Below are 16,822 nucleotides of genomic sequence, written 5' to 3' on the forward strand. Positions count from 1 at the left end.
CGCGACCCCCGCAGACCGAGATCATCGAACCCGTCGTCGACCTGGAACGGCCCCGCCGGCGCCGGCCCCGCCCGGCCGACGAACCGACGACGGAGTCACGTCGGCGCGCCAGGTCGTCGTCGCGCGAACCCCGCGAACCGCGCGTCCCACCGGCGGAGCGGCGCGAGCGGGACCGGCAGCGCTCCGAACGTCCCCGCCCCGCCCGCCGACCCCGCTACGACGATTACGACGGCTACGACGGCTACGACGGCTACGAGGGCCGGGGCGGCTATGAACCGCTCGAACCGCACGCACCCCTGTCCCCCGGCGCGTATCACCCGATCTCGCGGGTCCGCTACCGCGGCGGTGACGACACCGCCGAGCCGGAGTACCGCAGCCGCAGGCGGGCGCCCCGCGACGCCGACGCGGACCGCTGGGAGTACGACATCTAAGGAACGGCCCGCAGGAAGCGTCCCGCCACATCGACCGCGGGTGTGGAACTGCCTGCGTCGCTGACGAACACGGCCAACGCGAGGTCACCCCGGATCCCGACGAACCAGCCGTGGGCATGCTGGTCGTCGATGTACTCGGCCGTGCCCGTCTTGCCCAGCATGTCCGGGATGTCCTGCAACTGGGTGGCGGTGCCGCCGGTGATGGTCTCGCGCATCATGGCCTGCACCTGCTCGTCGACACCGGCGGGCAGCGGTTCGGGCGTGCGGTCGGCCTTGCCGGGCTGACCGGTGACGATCGCCGGCGCCGGCACCGAGCCGTGGGCCAGCGTCGCGGCCACCAGCGCCATCCCGAACGGCGACGCGGTGACCTTGCCCTGACCGATGCCTTCCTCCACGCGCAGCGCGGAGGTGTCGGCGACCGGCACCGAACCCGTCACGGTCGTCATGCCCGGCGCGGTGTAGTCGACGCCCAGGCCCAGCTGGGCGGCGGCTTTGGTCAAACCGTCGGGGGGCAGGTTCACCGCGAGCCGCCCCATCGTGGTGTTGCATGACCGGGCGAACGCGGTGTGCAGCGGCACCTGGCCGAGATCGAAGTCGTCGTCGTTGGGGATCTGCCGGCCCTCGATGTTCTCCGTGCCTGGGCAGCCGACGACGCTGTCGGGGGTCACCTGGCCGGCCTGCAGCGCGGCCGACACCGTCACGGTCTTGAAGGTCGAGCCGGGCGGATACAGCCCGGTCAGCGCGATGGGTCCCTGCGCGTCGGCGGGGGCGTTCTGCGCGACGGTCAGCAGGTTGCCCGTCGACGGCTGGATCGCGACCAGCGCCGCGGGCGTGGGCAGTGACGCCAGGGCGTCCTCGGCGGCGCGCTGCATGCCGATGTCGAGCGTGCTGGAGATGTCGCCGACCGGCTTGGCGTCCGCGCCGCCGACGCGCTGCGCACCGGCGGTGGTCTGCGCGGTCACCGCCCACCCGGCTGCCGCGTCCATCCGCTGCTGCCACAGCTCGGACAGCCCGGACAGCGTCGGCGAGGTCAGGGTCCGGTCGGTGGCCAGCAGCCTGGTCTGCGGTCGCAGCGTGACGTTCGGCAGCGCGGTCAGCTGGGCCTCGATCGGAGCCAGGTCGTCGTCGCGCAGCGTGACGGCCGTGACGGGTTTGCCGGCGGCGAGGTCCCCGCTCAGCGATGCGGGCGTGATCGTCGGCGCGATCGGATTGAGCAGTGCGGCGACGGCATTGACGTCGGCTCCGGGCGCGACGTCGACGAGGGTGACGACGTGCTGGGTGAGCAGTTCGGCGCCGGTCCGGTCGAGCACGCGCGCCGCGGGTTGGGCTACGAGCGTGCTGAACGTCAGCGGGCCCTTGTCCAGGCCCGGCGCGACGGTCGCCGCGTCCCACTGGATCTTCCAGGCGTCGCCGTCGGCGGTCGCGCGGCCGTTGCCGGTGTAGCTCCACTGGATCTGCTTGTCCTGACCGAACTTCCACGTGGTGTCGAGCGTGAAGGTGCCGGCGCCGTCGTTGTCGTCGACTGCGCCGACGCCGACGTGGACGTCCTTGCCGAGGCTGTCGAACAGCGCCCCGAGGGTCTTTCCGGCCGCCGCCTCGTCGGTGGTCAGCGCCGCCGCAGCGGCCGCGTCGCCGCGACTGAGCGCGTCCGCGAACGCCGCCACCGTGGCGCGCAGGCGGTCACCGGCATCACTGCAGCCGGCGAGCATGAGGGTGGCGACGAGCAGGACGACGGTGACTGTTCGCAGAGGGCGCACAGGGCCCGAACGTACCCGCTAGGTGCGCGCGGGACGGATCTCCCGGGGCAGAGCGAAGACGAGTGTCTCGTTGGCGGTGGTGACGGGCTGCACCGTGTCGTAGCCGTAGCCGGCCAGCCGGTCGAGCACCCCGCGGACCAGGATCTCGGGGACCGACGCGCCGGAGGTCACCCCGACCGTCGTCACGCCGGACAGCCACACCGGGTCGATGTCCTCGGCGTAGTCGACCAGGTGCGCCGCTTCCGCGCCGGCGCCCAGCGCCACCTCCACCAGCCGCACCGAGTTCGACGAGTTGCGCGAACCCACGACGATCACCAGCTGGCATTCCGGCGCCATCGCCTTGACCGCCACCTGGCGGTTCTGGGTCGCGTAGCAGATGTCGTCGCTGGGCGGATCCTGCAGCGTCGGGAACTTCTCCCGCAGCCGGCGCACGGTCTCCATCGTCTCGTCGACCGACAGCGTGGTCTGCGACAGCCACACCACCTTGTCCGGGTCGCGGACAGTCACGTTCTCGACGGCGTCGGGGTTGTCGACGACCTGGACGTGGTCGGGCGCCTCACCGGCGGTGCCGACCACCTCCTCGTGGCCTTCGTGGCCGACGAGCAGGATGTCGTAGTCGTCGCGGGCGAATCTCTTGGCCTCGTTGTGCACCTTGGTGACCAGCGGGCAGGTCGCATCGATGGTCTGCAGGTTGCGCTCGGCGGCTTCGGTGTGGACCCAGGGGGCGACGCCGTGCGCCGAGAACACCACGATGGCGCCCTCGGGCACCTCGTCGGTCTGCTCGACGAACACCGCACCGGCCTTGGTCAGCGTGTCGACGACGTAGCGGTTGTGCACGATCTCGTGGCGCACGTACACCGGCGCGCCGTGCTTGGCCAGCGCACGCTCGACGGTTTCCACGGCGCGGTCCACGCCTGCGCAATATCCCCGGGGTTCGGCCAGCAGCACCCGCTTGCCGGTGTCCTGGCCGGGGGTCGTGCCCAGCGCGGAGCGGCTGGCGCCCGGAATCCCCATGTTGACAGTCGGCGGCATGAGTCCCAGGGTACTGACCCGCCACCCCCGACGCCCAGCCGTAGGCTGTCGCCATGGCAACTGCACCGTACGGGGTTCGTCTGCTGGTGGGTGCTGCGGTCACCGCCATCGAGGAAACCCGCAAGCTCCCGCAGACGATCCTGATGTACCCGATGACCATCGCGAGCCAGATCGCCCAGATCGTCATGAAGGTGCAGCAGGACGTCGCGGTCCTGGTGATCAAGGGCGACGAGACCCTCGAGACGATTTTCCCGCCCAAGGACGAGCAACCGGAGTGGGCGACGTTCGACGAGGATCTGTCCGACGGGCCGCAGACTGACGGCGACGTGGTCCCGCTGCCGGTGCGCGACGGCGAGCGGCTGACCGAGGGCCGGTTCGCGCTGTTCAGCGAGGAGCCGGAGAGCCCGAACACGACGGCGGCCCCCACCACCTCGTCGGCGGCGTCCGATGCCCCGGAGATCGTCACCGAGATCGACTACGAGAACCTGACGCTGGCCCAGCTGCGCGCCCGGCTCACCTCGCTGCGCATCGCCGATCTCGAAGCGCTGCTGAGCTACGAGGAGTCGACGAAGGCGCGCGCCCCGTTCCAGACGCTGCTGGCCAACAGGATCACCCGCGCGTCGGCGAAGTGAGCGCCCCGGGGCAGTCGCCGGAGAATCCGTTCCCCGTCCGCGGCGTCGCGATTCGCGTCGCCGGCTGGATCGACAAGCTCGGCCCCGTGTGGGTGGAGGGGCAGATCGCGCAGCTGACGCTGCGGCCGAATTCCAACACCGCCTTCATCACGCTGCGCGATCCGGCCGCCGACATGTCGCTGTCGCTGACCTGCCCGCGGGACCTGGTCACGAATGCCCCGGTGAAGATGACCGACGGCACGCAGGTGATCGTCTACGGCAAGCCGAATTTCTACACCGGCCGCGGCACGTTCTCGCTGCGCGTCAGTGACATCCGGGCGGTCGGGGTCGGGGAGCTGCTGGCCCGCATCGAGCGGCTCCGCCGGCTGCTCGACGCCGAAGGCCTGTTCGACCCGCGGCTCAAGCGGCCGATCCCGTTTCTGCCCGGCACCATCGGGTTGATCACCGGCCGCGCCTCGGCCGCCGAACACGACATCATGGCGGTCGCCTCCGGCCGCTGGCCCGCGGTGCGGTTCGAGGTGCGCAACACCGTCGTGCAGGGGCCCAACGCGGTCCCGCAGATCGTCGAGGCGCTGCGCGCGCTGGACGCAAACCCCGAGGTCGACGTGATCGTGCTGGCGCGCGGCGGTGGCAGCGTCGAGGATCTGCTGCCGTTCTCCGACGAGACGCTGTGCCGGGAGATCGTCCGCTGCACCACGCCGGTGGTCAGCGCGATCGGCCACGAACCCGACAACCCGCTCTGCGACCTGGTCGCCGACCTGCGTGCGGCCACCCCCACCGACGCGGCCAAACGGATCGTGCCGGACACCGCTGCCGAGCAGGCGCTGGTGAACGACCTGCGCCGGCGCAGTGCCCGGGCGCTGCGCAACTGGGTCAACCGCGAGCAACACACGCTGGCCCAGCTGCGCAGCCGGCCGGTGCTGGCCCGGCCGCTGGAGGCGATCAACGCCCGCGCCGACGAGATCCACCGGGCCCGCCGGGCCGCGCGCCGCGACATCACCCGGCTGCTGACCGCCGAGACCGACCGCGTGGGCCACCTGGCGGCGCGGTTGACCACTCTGGGGCCGGCGGCGACGTTGGCGCGCGGGTACGCGGTGGTACAGGCGGTGCCGGCGAACGGTGCTCCGCACGTTCTGCACGCCGTCGCCGACGCGCCGGCGGGGACGCGGCTGCGCGTGCGGGTGTCCGACGGAGCGATCACGGCCGTCAGCGAGGGCGGGGCGGGAGACGAAGAATGAAGCCTATTAGCAAGCTCGGCTACGAAGAGGCCCGCGACGAGCTGATCGAGGTCGTGCAGCAGCTCGAGCACGGCGGCCTCGACCTCGATGCATCGCTGAAGCTGTGGGAACGCGGGGAGGAACTGGCCAAATGCTGCGAGGCGCATTTAGCTGGAGCCCGTAAGCGTGTCGAGGATGCGCTGGCCGCCGGCGACGGCGGCGAGGGCTGAGCCGGCCGTTTTTCCGCGGCCGGGGCTGGAAAACTGGAACACGTTTCAGTTAGTCTGCCCGCATGGGTGATGCATCGTTGACGACCGAACTCGGCCGGGTCCTGGTGACCGGTGGCTCCGGCTTCGTGGGCGCGAACCTGGTGACCACGTTGCTCGACCGGGGCCTCGAGGTGCGGTCGTTCGACCGCGCGCCGTCGCCGCTGTCCGCGCACCCCCGGTTGGAGACCGTCGAGGGCGACATCACCGACCCCGAGGTCGTCGCCCGGGCCGTCGCCGGGATCGACACCGTCATCCACACCGCGGCGATCATCGACCTGATGGGTGGCGCCTCGGTCACCGAGGAATACCGCCGGCGCAGCTTCGCGGTCAATGTGACCGGCACCGAGAACCTCGTGCGCGCCGCGCAGGCGGCGGGCGTCCAGCGGTTCGTCTACACCGCCTCCAACAGGTTCTCGAACAAGGACGGGCTGCTCGCCGCGCTNGGAAGGGGAACGACTAGGCGTCGAGGTCCTTCTGCACCAGCGTCGTGATGGGCGGTCAGCGGATCTCCGGCGGCGACGAGACCCTGCCCTACACCGAGCGGTTCAACGACCTCTACACCGAGACCAAGGTGGTCGCGGAGAAGTTCGTGTTGTCGCAGAACGGGGTGGGCGGCATGCTCACCTGTTCCATCCGGCCCAGCGGCATCTGGGGCCGCGGCGACCAGACGATGTTCCGCAAGGTGTTCGAGAGCGTGCTCGCCGGCCACGTCAAGGTTCTGGTCGGCAGCGAGAAGGTCAAGCTCGACAACTCGTACGTGCACAACCTGATTCACGGTTTCATCCTCGCCGCCGAGCACCTGGTGCCCGGCGGGTCGGCACCCGGCCAGGCCTACTTCGTCAACGACGGCGAGCCGATCAACATGTTCGAGTTCTCCCGCCCCGTGGTCGAGGCGTGCGGCCAGCCGTGGCCGACGGTGCGGGTGCCGGGCCGCCTGGTGTGGTTCGCGATGAAGGCGTGGCAGTTCCTGCACTTCCGCTTCGGCCTGCCCAAGCCGCTCCTGGAACCGCTTGCGGTGGAACGCCTTTACCTGGACAACTACTTCTCGATCGCGAAGGCCGAGCAGGATCTGGGCTACCGGCCGCTGTTCACCACCGAGCAGGCGCTGCAGCAGTGCCTGCCCTACTACGTCGAGTTGTTCGACCGGATGAAGGCCGGCTCGGGCGAGCCGCTGGTGCACGCCGCGGCACCGTCCGCACCCAAGGGCTGAGCGCGGGTGAACACCGCCTGAGATCTCGGCGAATCGGCTGACCCGACACCGACGCAGTCCTAGATTGGCGGAACCGATGGTGAAGGAGCCGCCATGTCCGATCAGTCCCGTCCCAACATCCTCGTCATCTGGGGAGATGACATCGGCATCTGGAACCTCAGTTGCTACAGCCGCGGAATGATGGGCTACTCCACGCCCAATATCGACCGGATCGCCACCGAGGGCATGCTGTTCACCGATTCCTACGGCGAGCAGAGCTGCACCGCGGGGCGCTCGTCGTTCATCACCGGCCAAAGCGTGTACCGCACCGGGATGAGCAAGGTCGGCATGCCCGGTGTGGACATCGGACTCCAGAAAGAAGATCCGACGATCGCCGAGCTGCTCAAGCCGCTGGGATACGCCACCGGCCAGTTCGGCAAGAACCACCTGGGCGATCTGAACAAGTATCTGCCGACCGCGCACGGGTTCGACGAGTTCTTCGGCAACCTCTACCACCTCAACGCCGAGGAGGAGCCCGAGCACGAGGACTACCCGACGGCAGAGGAAGCCCCGCTGCTGCGCAAGGCGCTGCTCCCCCGCGGCGTGATCCACTCGTGGGCCACCGACGAGGATTCCGGCGAGGTCGACGAGCGCTACGGCCCGGTCGGCAAGCAGCGCATCGAGGACACCGGACCGCTGACCAAGCTGCGGATGGAGACCATCGACGACGAGACCACCTCGGCGGCAGTTGATTTCATCCGCCGCCAGCACGAGTCGAGCACCCCGTTCTTCGTGTGGATGAACATGACGCACATGCATTTCCGGACGCACACCAAACCGGCGAGCCGCGGACAGGCCGGCCGGTGGCAGTCGCCGTATCACGACACGATGATCGACCACGACCGCAACGTCGGAACGCTGCTGGACCTGGTCGACGAACTCGGGATCACCGAGGACACCATCGTCATCTACAGCACCGACAACGGCCCCCATGCCAACAGCTGGCCCGACGGCGCGACCACCCCGTTCCGCAGCGAGAAGGCGACCAACTGGGAAGGCGCCTTCCGCATCCCGGAACTGATCCGCTGGCCGGGAAAGATCGCGGCGGGCTCGGTGTCCAACGAGATCGTCCAACACCACGACTGGCTTCCGACGTTCCTGGCCGCCGCGGGCGACCCCGACATCATCGACAAGCTCAAGGCGGGCCTGACGATCGGCGACATGACGTACAAGGTGCACATCGACGGCTACAACCTGGTGCCGTACCTGACCGGCGAGGTGGACAAGAGCCCGCGCCGCGGGATGATCTACTTCTCCGACGACGGCGACGTGCTGGGTATCCGGGCGGACAACTGGAAGATCGTGTTCATGGAGCAGCGCTGCCAGGGCACGTTGCAGGTGTGGTTCGAACCGTTCACCCGGTTACGCGCCCCGAAGTTGTTCAACCTGCGCACCGATCCGTTCGAGCGCGCCGACGTCACGTCGAACACGTACTGGGACTGGCTGATCGACCGGCTGTACCTGATGTTCTACGGGTCGGCGATCGTGACCCAGTTCCTGGAGACCTTCAAGGACTTCCCGCCGCGGCAGGAGCCGGCGTCCTTCACGATCGACAATGCGGTCGAAGAGCTCGAGAAGTTCCTGGCGACCGGCGGCGGGTGAGAATGACCCCACTCGCGTCATGGAACGACGGCTCCGCGAAGTCGGCGATCGTCGACTTCGTGGACCGGGTCGTCCGCGACGTCGCGCCCCCCGAACGCGTCGCGGTGTTCGACAACGACGGCACGCTGTGGTGTGAGAAGCCGGCCTACATCCAACTCGACTTCCTCATCCGCAGGCTCGCTGCGAAGGCCGCGGCCGATCCCGGCCTCGCCCGCGAGCAGCCCTACCTGGCGGCGAGCACCGCCGACCTGGGCTGGTTCGGTGCCGCGATCACCAGGCACTACCAGGGTGATGACACGGCATTGAAAGTCCTTGCCGCTGCGGTGATGTCGCTGCACGAGTCGATGGCCGTCGAGGATCACGCCGCGTTGGTGAGCGCGTTCTTCGCCGAGGCGACGCACCCGACACTGGGTCGGCCGTACCGGGATTGTGTGTACGCCCCGATGGTGGAACTTCTCCGCTACCTCGAGGACCATCAGTTCAGCTGCTACATCGTCTCCGGCGGTGCGCGCGACTTCATGCGCCCGGTCACCGAGGCCGTGTACGGCATCCCGCCGGAACGCGTGGTCGGCAGCGCGCAGGGGCTGAAGTTCACCGGCGACTCCACCGGCCACGGCGATCTGCTGATCCAGCCGACCCTCGATGTGTTCGACGACGGGCCGGAGAAACCGGTGCGCATCTGGAGCCGCATCGGCCGGCGGCCGATCCTGTCGGCAGGCAACTCCAACGGCGACGACGAGATGCTGATGTACTCCGGGCGGCCCGACGCCAGCGCACTGCGACTGATCGTGCTGCACGACGACGACGACCGCGAATTCTCCTACACCGCAGGGGCCGAGCGCCTGCTCGAGCACGCCGGAGCGCACGGATGGACCGTGGTGAGCATGAAGAACGACTGGGCCACGGTCTTCGGTGACTGACGACCTGGTGTGGATCCCGGCCCAGACCGCCGTGGTGGGGTCCGACGAGCACTATCCGGAAGAGGGACCGGCGCGTGAGGTCACCGTCGACGGGTTCTGGATCCAGCCCCACCCGGTCACCAACGCCCAGTTCGGTGAGTTCGTCGCGGCGACGGGCTATGTCACCATCGCCGAGCGACCGCTCGACCCGAACGACTACCCGGGGGCGCCGCCGGAGAACGTGCAACCAGGGTCGATGGTGTTCCGGCGCACGGACGGCCCGGTCGACCTGCGCCACCTCAATCTGTGGTGGCGGTGGACGCCGGGAGCGAGTTGGAACCACCCCCGCGGACCTCGCTCGTCGATCAGCGGTCGTGACGACCATCCGGTGGTGCACATCGCGTTCGACGACGCGCTGGCCTACGCCCGGTGGGCCGGGTACGACCTCCCGACCGAGGCGGAATGGGAGGTGGCCGCCCGGGGCGGACTCGCACACGCGGTGTACACGTGGGGCGACGAGCCCGAGGGTCGAGAACGTCGGCTGGCGAACTACTGGCACGGCGAATTCCCGTATCTGCCCCACACCGGTTACGGGCAGAGCACCCCGGTCGGATCGTTCCCGCCCAACGGCTATGGGCTCTTCGACATGGCCGGCAATGTCTGGGAGTGGACGAGCGACTGGTACGGCGCCACCCGCGACGCGCAACCCTGTTGCGCCGCAGACACATACGATCCCGATCAGCCGCAGTTCGCGGTGCCCCGCCGGGTGATCAAGGGCGGCTCGTTCCTGTGCGCCGACAGCTACTGCATGCGTTACCGGCCCGCAGCCCGGCGTCCGCAGCCGGTGGACACCGGCATGAGCCACATCGGGTTCCGCTGCGTCAAACGATGACGGTTCAACCACCGAGGAGCACCATGGAACAGCACACACCCCCGCGCCGATCCGACCACGAATGCCGGTGCTCGTGCAGCAAGTGCAAGGAGGGCAAGCACTGTCACAACCTCGCGGCCGGCTGCCGCGCGTCGCACTGGTAGCCCTCAGGCTCCTTCGGCCAACTCCTTGATCGCCGCGAGTGTGGCGGGGATGCCGGTGCGGGCCGCCTCGCTGCGCTTGGCGACCTCGTCGTCGGCCGCGTCACCGAAGCGCTCGCGGAACCCCTCGAGCCCGGCGGGCAGGAACTCCCAGTGCTCGGTCAGCCGGGTGCCGTCATCCTCGGGTTCGAGGGTGTAGCCCCACCGGGCCCAGCCCTTGTTGACCTCCCAGGAGAACTCGCGCCCTGGATCGGCCGCGATCACCTGGCTGCGGGTCTCCCACGTGCGCTCGGGCAGCTCGTTGCGGCCGGTGAACCACGCGCCCACGCGGGGTCCGTCGCCCTCGTCCCACCAGCAGGCCTTGCACACCGGGCTCCACTGCCCCGTCCTGGTCACGTCGGACACCAGCGCGTAGAGCTCGTCCGGTGGCACGGCCACCGACACCGACTCTGATCTCTTCAGCTCCGTCACCCGCACGAGTGTGCCAGCACGGAAACGGACGGCGCTATTGCGTTTCGGCCGCCCAGGTGTGACCTTGTAACACGTTCTCGTTTCCGGCCGTCAGGAGTGTTCGATGATCGACGCCAGCGACCGGATCGCCGTGATCGTCGGCGGGGCGTCGGGCATCGGCTGGGCCACCGCGCAGGCACTGGCGGCCGACGGCTGCCGGGTCACGGTGGCCGACGTCAACAGCGACGCGGCGCAGGGGCGCGCGACCGAACTGGGCGGTCCGCACACCGCGGCGCACGTCGACGTCACCGACGAAGGCTCGGTGGAAAGTCTGTTCGACGGCCCGATCGACATCGCGGTCAACTGCGCGGGTTTCAGCACCGTCGGCCTGATCACCGATATGGCCGCCGAGGATTTCCGGTCCGTCATCGACGTCTGCCTCACCGGGGCGTTCCTGGTCGCCAAGCACGCGGGCCGGCACCTGCGCGCGGGCGGCTCGCTGGTGCAGATCGGTTCGCTCAACGGCCGGCAGCCCGCGGCGGGTATGAGTGCGTACTGCGCCGCCAAGGCGGGGCTGGCGATGCTGACCCAGGTGGCCGCCCTGGAGATGGGTGCCCGCGGGGTCCGCGTCAACGCCGTCGCCCCCGGCTTCGTGCACACCCCGCTGACCGCGCCGGCCGCCGCGATCCCCGGCGTCGTCGAGGACTACATCGACAACACCGCGCTGGGCCGGGCGGGCACCCCCGAGGACATCGCGAATGCCGTTGTCTACCTGTGCGATCCGCGGTCGTCCTGGTTGACCGGTGAGGTGCTCGACATCAACGGCGGCGCCCACCTCAAGCGCTATCCCGACGTGCTGGGTCACGTGATGCGCCTGGTGGACCAGTCGTCGTGAGGGGCATGCCGTGACCGGCAGCTTCAGCGTGACCCAGAAGCGCGCCCTCGCGGTGGCGACGCTGATCGCGCTGGGGTTCGGCGCCTACTTCCTGCGCCACTATCTGCTGCTGATGGCGGTGGCGGCGGTGCTCGCCTATCTGTTCACCCCGCTCTACCAACGGCTGCGGACGTCGATGAACGTCGGCCTGTCGGCGACGGTGACCCTGCTGGCCGCCGTCGCGACGGTCGCGATCCCGCTGGCCGGGGTGATCTTCCTGGCGGTGCTGCAGATCAGTCAGATGGTGACCAGCATCGGGCACTGGGCGGAACAGACCGACTTCACCGCGCTGGCGCAGCGGCTGCTCGACTCGGCCAACGCGCTGCTCGCCCGCGTGCCGTTCCTGGACATCACGCTGACACCGGACTCGGTGCGCCAGGCGGCCACCAAGCTCGGCCAGGGCGCCGGGCAGGTGGCGCTGGACTTCGCGCGGAACTCGGTGGGCGGCATCGCGTCGACGGTGACGGCGCTGATCCTGTTCCTCTACGTCTTCCTCGCACTGGTCACCAACGGCGGCAAGGTCGTCGACCTGTTCCGCGACCTGAATCCGTTGGGGCCGCAGGTGTCCGACATCTACCTGGCCAAGATCGGCGCGATGGTGTCCGCCACGGTCAAGGGGCAGTTCATCATCGCGGTGTGCCAGGGCGTCGCGGGCGCGGTGTCGATCTACATCGCCGGCCTGCACGACGGCTTCTTCATGTTCGTGATCTTCCTGACCGCGCTGTCGTTCATCCCGCTGGGTAGCGGCATCGTCACGATCCCGCTCGGCATCGGGCTGGCCGTCTTCGGCAACGTGGCCGGCGGCATTTTCGTCGTGGTGTTCCACATCGTGGTGGTCACCAGCATCGACAACCTGCTCCGCCCGTTCCTGGTGCCCAAGAGCGCGCACCTGCATCCCGCGCTGATGCTGCTGGCGGTGTTCGCCGGACTCAAGATGTTCGGCTTCTGGGGCATCGTGCTGGGCCCGGTGCTGATGATCGTCATCGTCACGACGATCAGCGTCTACCTGGCCGTCTACCAGGGTGCGCCGCTGGACTCGATCACCGGGACCCGGGCCGATCCCGCCGACGACGAGGCCGAACGCACGGTCCCGTGGTGGCGCCGCCTGCTCCCCGGTAAGCCCGGTGAGCCGGCGCCGGCCGTCACGTCAGACGAGACGTGAGGAACTCGACGACACGCTTGCGCGCCTCGTAGGCGGGGTGGCCGTCGACCTCGCGGACCTGGTCGGTCAGCACCGAGTGCGCCATCCGGCCGATGCCGTCGGGGTTGCCTTTCTTCGAGCTGATCTCGATGACCTCGAACGCGTCGCCGAGCCGGCTCTTCAACGTGGTGAACCGCTCCCCCGGCGACATGGCGTCCTCGCTGAACCGCAACCCCATCACGCACAGACCCTCAGTGGCCGCGCGCTGCTCGATCACCTTCATCTCGGCCTCGGAGACCCCCGGGTCGCGCTTGTGCCGCGGCGTCAGCGGCAGCGGGACCGACGGCTGACTCATCACCGGCGCGAGCACGCTGTCGTCCACGGCCGCGGCGAGCGCGAAACCCCCGGTGAAGCACTGCCCGATCACCCCAACACCCTTGCCCGGCGTCTTCTCGTTGAGGTCGCGGGCCAGCGCGCGCAGGAAGTGCGCCACCGGCCGGTCGGCGTTGGTCGCGAACGCCGCGAATTCCTTGGCCACGCAACCCTTCAACAGCACCGGGACGGCACCGGGACCGAGCGCGGGTGCGCCCGGGGTGCCGAACAGCGACGGTGCGGCGACGGTGAAGCCGTTGTCGACAAGATGGTTGCCGAGGGCCAGCACACCGGGATGCAGCCCGGGCATCTCGGGGATCAGCACGACCCCGGGTCCCTCGCCCTTGCGGTACACGTCATGGGTGTAGCCGGCCGCGGTGAACGGCGTGGCGACCCAGCCGGACAGGTCGGCTTCGGGAGCCGCCCCAGCGGCGACATGGGGCTTGCGCGAGGTCATGGCGGCTCCGTCGGTCAGGTCACGGTCAGCGGCGACTGGGACTGCGTCGCCGCCGCCAGCGTACGGTACTCGTCCGTACCCGCGGCGCCGGTCAGCGCGAGTTGCGCGGGCCCGGTCGGGCCGCGCACCTGCGCCGTCCACACCGGCTCGGCCGCCTTGCCGTCCCGCTCGCCACCCTGGTAGACGATCCAGCGCACGCCGTCGACGTCCACGGTGCCGGTGGGCACCAGATCCGGCCCGAACGACGCGATGAGCTTGTCCTCGTCGGCGTTGCTCTGCGTCAGGCTCAGATACATCCCGCTCGGGGCGAGGAAGCCGACCACCGACGCCACCGCGCGCACCGGTTGGCCGGTCACCGGATCGGTGCGCCCGCCGTCGATGCCCTTGCGGCTGCCGGAGTTCGCCCGCCAGTCGCGCGGCAGCAGCGGCACCCGGATCGGGATCTTGAGCGCATCGGCATCGGCCTGCAGTGCCGCGGGGGCGTCGTAGTCGGGCACCGGGCCGGGGCCCGGGCCGGTGGGCGCGAACGAGCACATCCCGAGCACGCCGGCGAGGATCACGCAGGCCACCACGAGCGGGCCGATCGACCAGAACATGTCCCGGCCGTCCTGCAGCAGGCGGGACTTCGCCGGCCGCGCCACGGGCACGGTGTAGCCCGCTTCGGCCGGGTCGGTGCTCTCGCGCTCCGCGGCGTGACCGGAGTCGGGCGGCGTCGTCATGTCTGCCAGTATCCCTCTTCCCGAACAGTGGGCGGTTAGTGGGAGAATCTGGCGCATGACGCCATCGAGACGTGAAGCCCCGGACCGCAACCTGGCCCTGGAACTGGTGCGGGTCACCGAGGCGGGCGCCATGGCGGCCGGCCGCTGGGTGGGACGCGGAGACAAGGAGGGCGGCGACGGAGCCGCCGTGGACGCCATGCGGGAGCTGGTCAACTCGGTGTCGATGCGCGGCGTCGTGGTGATCGGCGAGGGCGAGAAGGACAACGCCCCGATGCTCTACAACGGCGAGGAGGTCGGCAACGGCGACGGCCCGGAGTGCGACTTCGCGGTCGACCCGGTCGACGGCACCACGCTGATGAGCAAGGGCATGCCCAACGCCATCTCGGTGCTCGCAGTCGCCGAGCGCGGCGCGATGTTCGACCCGTCGGCGGTGTTCTACATGAACAAGATCGCCGTCGGCCCGGACGCCGTGGACGTCATCGACATCACCGTGCCGATCGGCGAGAACATCCGCAGGGTCGCCAAGGCCAAGAACTCCAGCGTCGCCGACCTGACCGTGTGTGTGCTCGACCGTCCGCGGCACGCCCAGCTGATCGCCGAGGTGCGCGACGCCGGTGCCCGCATCCGGCTGATCTCCGACGGCGACGTCGCCGGCGCCATCTCGGCCTGCCGGCCCAACTCCGGCACCGATCTGCTCGCCGGCATCGGTGGCACGCCCGAGGGCATCATCACCGCCGCGGCCATCCGCTGTATGGGCGGCGCCATCCAGGCGGTGCTCGCCCCCACCGACGACGCCGAGCGGCAGAAAGCCGTCGACGCCGGACACGACCTGGACCGCGTCCTGCACACCGAGGACCTCGTCTCCGGCGAGAACGTGTTCTTCTCCGCGACCGGCGTCACCGACGGCGACCTGCTGCGCGGTGTCCGCTACTCCGGTGGCGGCGCAACCACGCAGTCGATCGTGATGCGCTCGAAGTCGGGCACGGTCCGGATGATCGAGGCCTACCACCGGCTCTCGAAGCTCAACGAGTACTCCGCGGTCGACTTCACCGGCGACAAGTCCGCCGCCTATCCATTGCCGTAGTCCAACCACCTCGAGAAAAAACGAACAGGGAGCCCATGGCCGACAGTGTTGTCAACGCAGCCGACGAACCCGAGTACCGCATCGAGCACGACACCATGGGCGAGGTGCGGGTGCCCAAGAACGCGCTGTGGCGGGCGCAGACCCAGCGCGCGGTGGAGAACTTCCCGATCTCGTTCCGGCCGTTGGAGCGCACCCAGATCCGCGCGCTCGGCCTGCTCAAGGGCGCCTGCGCCCAGGTGAACAAGGACCTGGGCCTGCTGGCGCCGGAGAAGGCCGACGCGATCATCGCCGCGGCCGCCGAGATCGCCGACGGACAGCACGACGACCAGTTCCCGATCGACGTGTTCCAGACCGGCTCGGGCACCAGCTCGAACATGAACACCAACGAGGTCATCGCGTCGATCGCGGCGGCGAACGGGGTGACGGTGCACCCGAACGACGACGTGAACATGTCGCAGAGCTCGAACGACACGTTCCCCACCGCGACGCACATCGCGGCGACCGAAGCCGCAGTGCGCCATCTGATTCCGGCTCTGGAGGTACTGCACGAATCGCTGGAGGCCAAGGCCCGCCAGTGGCGCACCACCGTCAAGTCCGGCCGCACCCACCTGATGGACGCCGTTCCGGTGACGCTCGGCCAGGAGTTCGGCGGGTACGCCCGCCAGATCCAGGCGGGCATCGAGCGGGTCAAGGCGACGCTGCCCCGGCTCGGTGAGCTCGCGATCGGCGGCACCGCGGTGGGCACCGGCCTGAACGCCCCCGACGGGTTCGGCGCCAAGGTGGTCGAGGTGCTGGTCGACCAGACCGGGATCGCCGAGTTGCGCACGGCTGTGGACAGTTTCGAGGCTCAGGCCGCCCGCGACGGGCTCGTCGAGGCGTCGGGTGCGCTGAAGACGATCGCGGTGTCGCTGACCAAGATCGCCAACGACATCCGCTGGATGGGGTCGGGTCCGCTGACCGGGCTGGGCGAGCTGCAGCTGCCCGACCTGCAGCCGGGCAGCTCGATCATGCCGGGCAAGGTCAACCCCGTCATCCCCGAGGCCGTCACTCAGGTGGCCGCGCAGGTGATCGGCAACGACGCGGCCGTCACCGTCGGCGGCCTGTCCGGTGCTTTCGAACTCAACGTCTACATCCCGATGATGGCGCGCAACGTCCTCGAGTCGTTCACGCTGCTGTCGAACGTGTCGAAGCTGTTCGCCGCCAAGTGCATCGACGGATTGGTGGCCAACGACGCGCACCTGCGCGAGCTGGCCGAGTCCTCGCCCTCGATCGTGACGCCGCTGAACTCGGCGATCGGCTACGAGGAGGCCGCGAAGGTCGCCAAGGAAGCGCTCAAGGAACGCAAGACGATCCGCCAGACCGTCATCGACCGCGGTCTGATCGGCGACAAGCTCTCCGAAGAAGAGCTGGACCGCCGGCTGGACGTGCTGAAGATGGCCAAGGTGCACGACGGGCGCTGACGGCGACGAATCAGTCGAATCGCCTGACGAATCGCGGCGGTGGGCAGAAGATAAGGGCCACACCCTGTTCCAGGCTTTCCCAGGA

At 69.4% G+C, this 16,822-nt stretch carries 15 protein-coding genes and 3 pseudogenes; 13 read left to right on the forward strand and 5 right to left on the reverse strand.

All coding sequences use genetic code 11. From position 1 onward, the window contains the following. Positions 1-431, forward strand: a pseudogene (locus MCHUDSM44219_RS18725) (DUF6542 domain-containing protein); the annotation flags it as partial. Here MCHUDSM44219_RS18725 and MCHUDSM44219_RS18730 read toward each other — a convergent pair. Both MCHUDSM44219_RS18730 and MCHUDSM44219_RS18735 read right to left on the reverse strand, forming a co-directional pair. Beyond that, on the reverse strand, positions 428-2,140 hold the full coding sequence (locus tag MCHUDSM44219_RS18730) for a penicillin-binding transpeptidase domain-containing protein (RefSeq protein ID WP_048419988.1): 1,713 nt from the start codon (positions 2,138-2,140) through the stop codon (positions 428-430). The pseudogene MCHUDSM44219_RS18725 and the gene MCHUDSM44219_RS18730 sit on opposite strands and share 4 nt — an antisense overlap. Before the next feature lie 66 nt (positions 2,141-2,206). After that, on the reverse strand, positions 2,207-3,220 hold the full coding sequence (locus tag MCHUDSM44219_RS18735) for a 4-hydroxy-3-methylbut-2-enyl diphosphate reductase (RefSeq protein WP_048419765.1): 1,014 nt from the start codon (positions 3,218-3,220) through the stop codon (positions 2,207-2,209). Positions 3,221-3,273: 53 nt separating this feature from the next. Here MCHUDSM44219_RS18735 and MCHUDSM44219_RS18740 point away from each other — a divergent pair, with 53 nt between their 5' ends. The 8 genes and pseudogenes from MCHUDSM44219_RS18740 (at position 3,274) to MCHUDSM44219_RS18770 (ending at position 9,980) form a co-directional block, all read left to right on the forward strand. After that, entirely contained in the window at positions 3,274-3,852 is a 579-nt protein-coding gene (locus MCHUDSM44219_RS18740; RefSeq protein WP_048419766.1) for a lipid droplet-associated protein, read from the forward strand. Continuing rightward, complete coding sequence (gene xseA / locus MCHUDSM44219_RS18745) at positions 3,849-5,090, forward strand: exodeoxyribonuclease VII large subunit (RefSeq protein ID WP_048419767.1); 1,242 nt, start codon at positions 3,849-3,851, stop codon at positions 5,088-5,090. The genes MCHUDSM44219_RS18740 and xseA overlap by 4 nt, the downstream gene beginning before the upstream one ends. Next, positions 5,087-5,299, forward strand: coding sequence for an exodeoxyribonuclease VII small subunit (locus MCHUDSM44219_RS18750; RefSeq protein WP_048419768.1), 213 nt, complete (start codon positions 5,087-5,089; stop codon positions 5,297-5,299). The genes xseA and MCHUDSM44219_RS18750 overlap by 4 nt, the downstream gene beginning before the upstream one ends. Before the next feature lie 62 nt (positions 5,300-5,361). After that, positions 5,362-5,780, forward strand: a pseudogene (locus MCHUDSM44219_RS31200) (3-beta-hydroxysteroid dehydrogenase); the annotation flags it as partial. A 39-nt stretch (positions 5,781-5,819) separates the two neighbouring features. Further along, positions 5,820-6,548, forward strand: a pseudogene (locus tag MCHUDSM44219_RS31205) (3-beta-hydroxysteroid dehydrogenase); the annotation flags it as partial. A gap of 93 nt (positions 6,549-6,641) precedes the next feature. Further along, a complete protein-coding gene (locus tag MCHUDSM44219_RS18760; RefSeq protein WP_048419769.1) occupies positions 6,642-8,189 on the forward strand; it encodes an arylsulfatase in 1,548 nt (515 codons plus the stop codon). Positions 8,190-8,191: 2 nt separating this feature from the next. After that, a complete protein-coding gene (locus tag MCHUDSM44219_RS18765; RefSeq protein WP_048419770.1) occupies positions 8,192-9,109 on the forward strand; it encodes an HAD family hydrolase in 918 nt (305 codons plus the stop codon). After that, entirely contained in the window at positions 9,102-9,980 is an 879-nt protein-coding gene (locus tag MCHUDSM44219_RS18770; protein ID WP_048419771.1) for a formylglycine-generating enzyme family protein, read from the forward strand. The genes MCHUDSM44219_RS18765 and MCHUDSM44219_RS18770 overlap by 8 nt, the downstream gene beginning before the upstream one ends. Before the next feature lie 146 nt (positions 9,981-10,126). On the opposite strand, the gene MCHUDSM44219_RS18775 is transcribed toward MCHUDSM44219_RS18770, so the two are convergent. Next, complete coding sequence (locus tag MCHUDSM44219_RS18775; protein WP_048419989.1) at positions 10,127-10,591, reverse strand: SRPBCC family protein; 465 nt, start codon at positions 10,589-10,591, stop codon at positions 10,127-10,129. Positions 10,592-10,694: 103 nt separating this feature from the next. Here MCHUDSM44219_RS18775 and MCHUDSM44219_RS18780 point away from each other — a divergent pair, with 103 nt between their 5' ends. Both MCHUDSM44219_RS18780 and MCHUDSM44219_RS18785 read left to right on the forward strand, forming a co-directional pair. Then, positions 10,695-11,465, forward strand: a complete 771-nt coding sequence (locus MCHUDSM44219_RS18780; RefSeq protein ID WP_048419772.1) for an SDR family NAD(P)-dependent oxidoreductase — start codon at positions 10,695-10,697, stop codon at positions 11,463-11,465. Positions 11,466-11,475: 10 nt separating this feature from the next. Beyond that, positions 11,476-12,666 (forward strand): AI-2E family transporter, encoded by a 1,191-nt coding sequence (locus MCHUDSM44219_RS18785; RefSeq protein WP_048419773.1) that lies wholly within the window; start codon positions 11,476-11,478, stop codon positions 12,664-12,666. On the opposite strand, the gene MCHUDSM44219_RS18790 is transcribed toward MCHUDSM44219_RS18785, so the two are convergent. Further along, on the reverse strand, positions 12,647-13,474 hold the full coding sequence (locus MCHUDSM44219_RS18790) for a dienelactone hydrolase family protein (RefSeq protein ID WP_048419774.1): 828 nt from the start codon (positions 13,472-13,474) through the stop codon (positions 12,647-12,649). The genes MCHUDSM44219_RS18785 and MCHUDSM44219_RS18790 overlap by 20 nt on opposite strands. 14 nt (positions 13,475-13,488) lie before the next feature. After that, complete coding sequence (locus MCHUDSM44219_RS18795) at positions 13,489-14,193, reverse strand: DUF4245 domain-containing protein (RefSeq protein ID WP_048419775.1); 705 nt, start codon at positions 14,191-14,193, stop codon at positions 13,489-13,491. A gap of 55 nt (positions 14,194-14,248) precedes the next feature. Here MCHUDSM44219_RS18795 and glpX point away from each other — a divergent pair, with 55 nt between their 5' ends. Next, the gene (glpX, locus tag MCHUDSM44219_RS18800) at positions 14,249-15,277 is read left to right on the forward strand and encodes a class II fructose-bisphosphatase (protein WP_048419776.1); all 1,029 of its coding nucleotides are present in this window, start codon (positions 14,249-14,251) and stop codon (positions 15,275-15,277) included. A gap of 35 nt (positions 15,278-15,312) precedes the next feature. Beyond that, complete coding sequence (locus tag MCHUDSM44219_RS18805) at positions 15,313-16,737, forward strand: class II fumarate hydratase (protein ID WP_048419777.1); 1,425 nt, start codon at positions 15,313-15,315, stop codon at positions 16,735-16,737. Positions 16,738-16,822 lie beyond the last annotated feature (85 nt).

This window comes from Mycolicibacterium chubuense (assembly GCF_001044255.1).
Classification (GTDB): domain Bacteria; phylum Actinomycetota; class Actinomycetes; order Mycobacteriales; family Mycobacteriaceae; genus Mycobacterium; species Mycobacterium chubuense.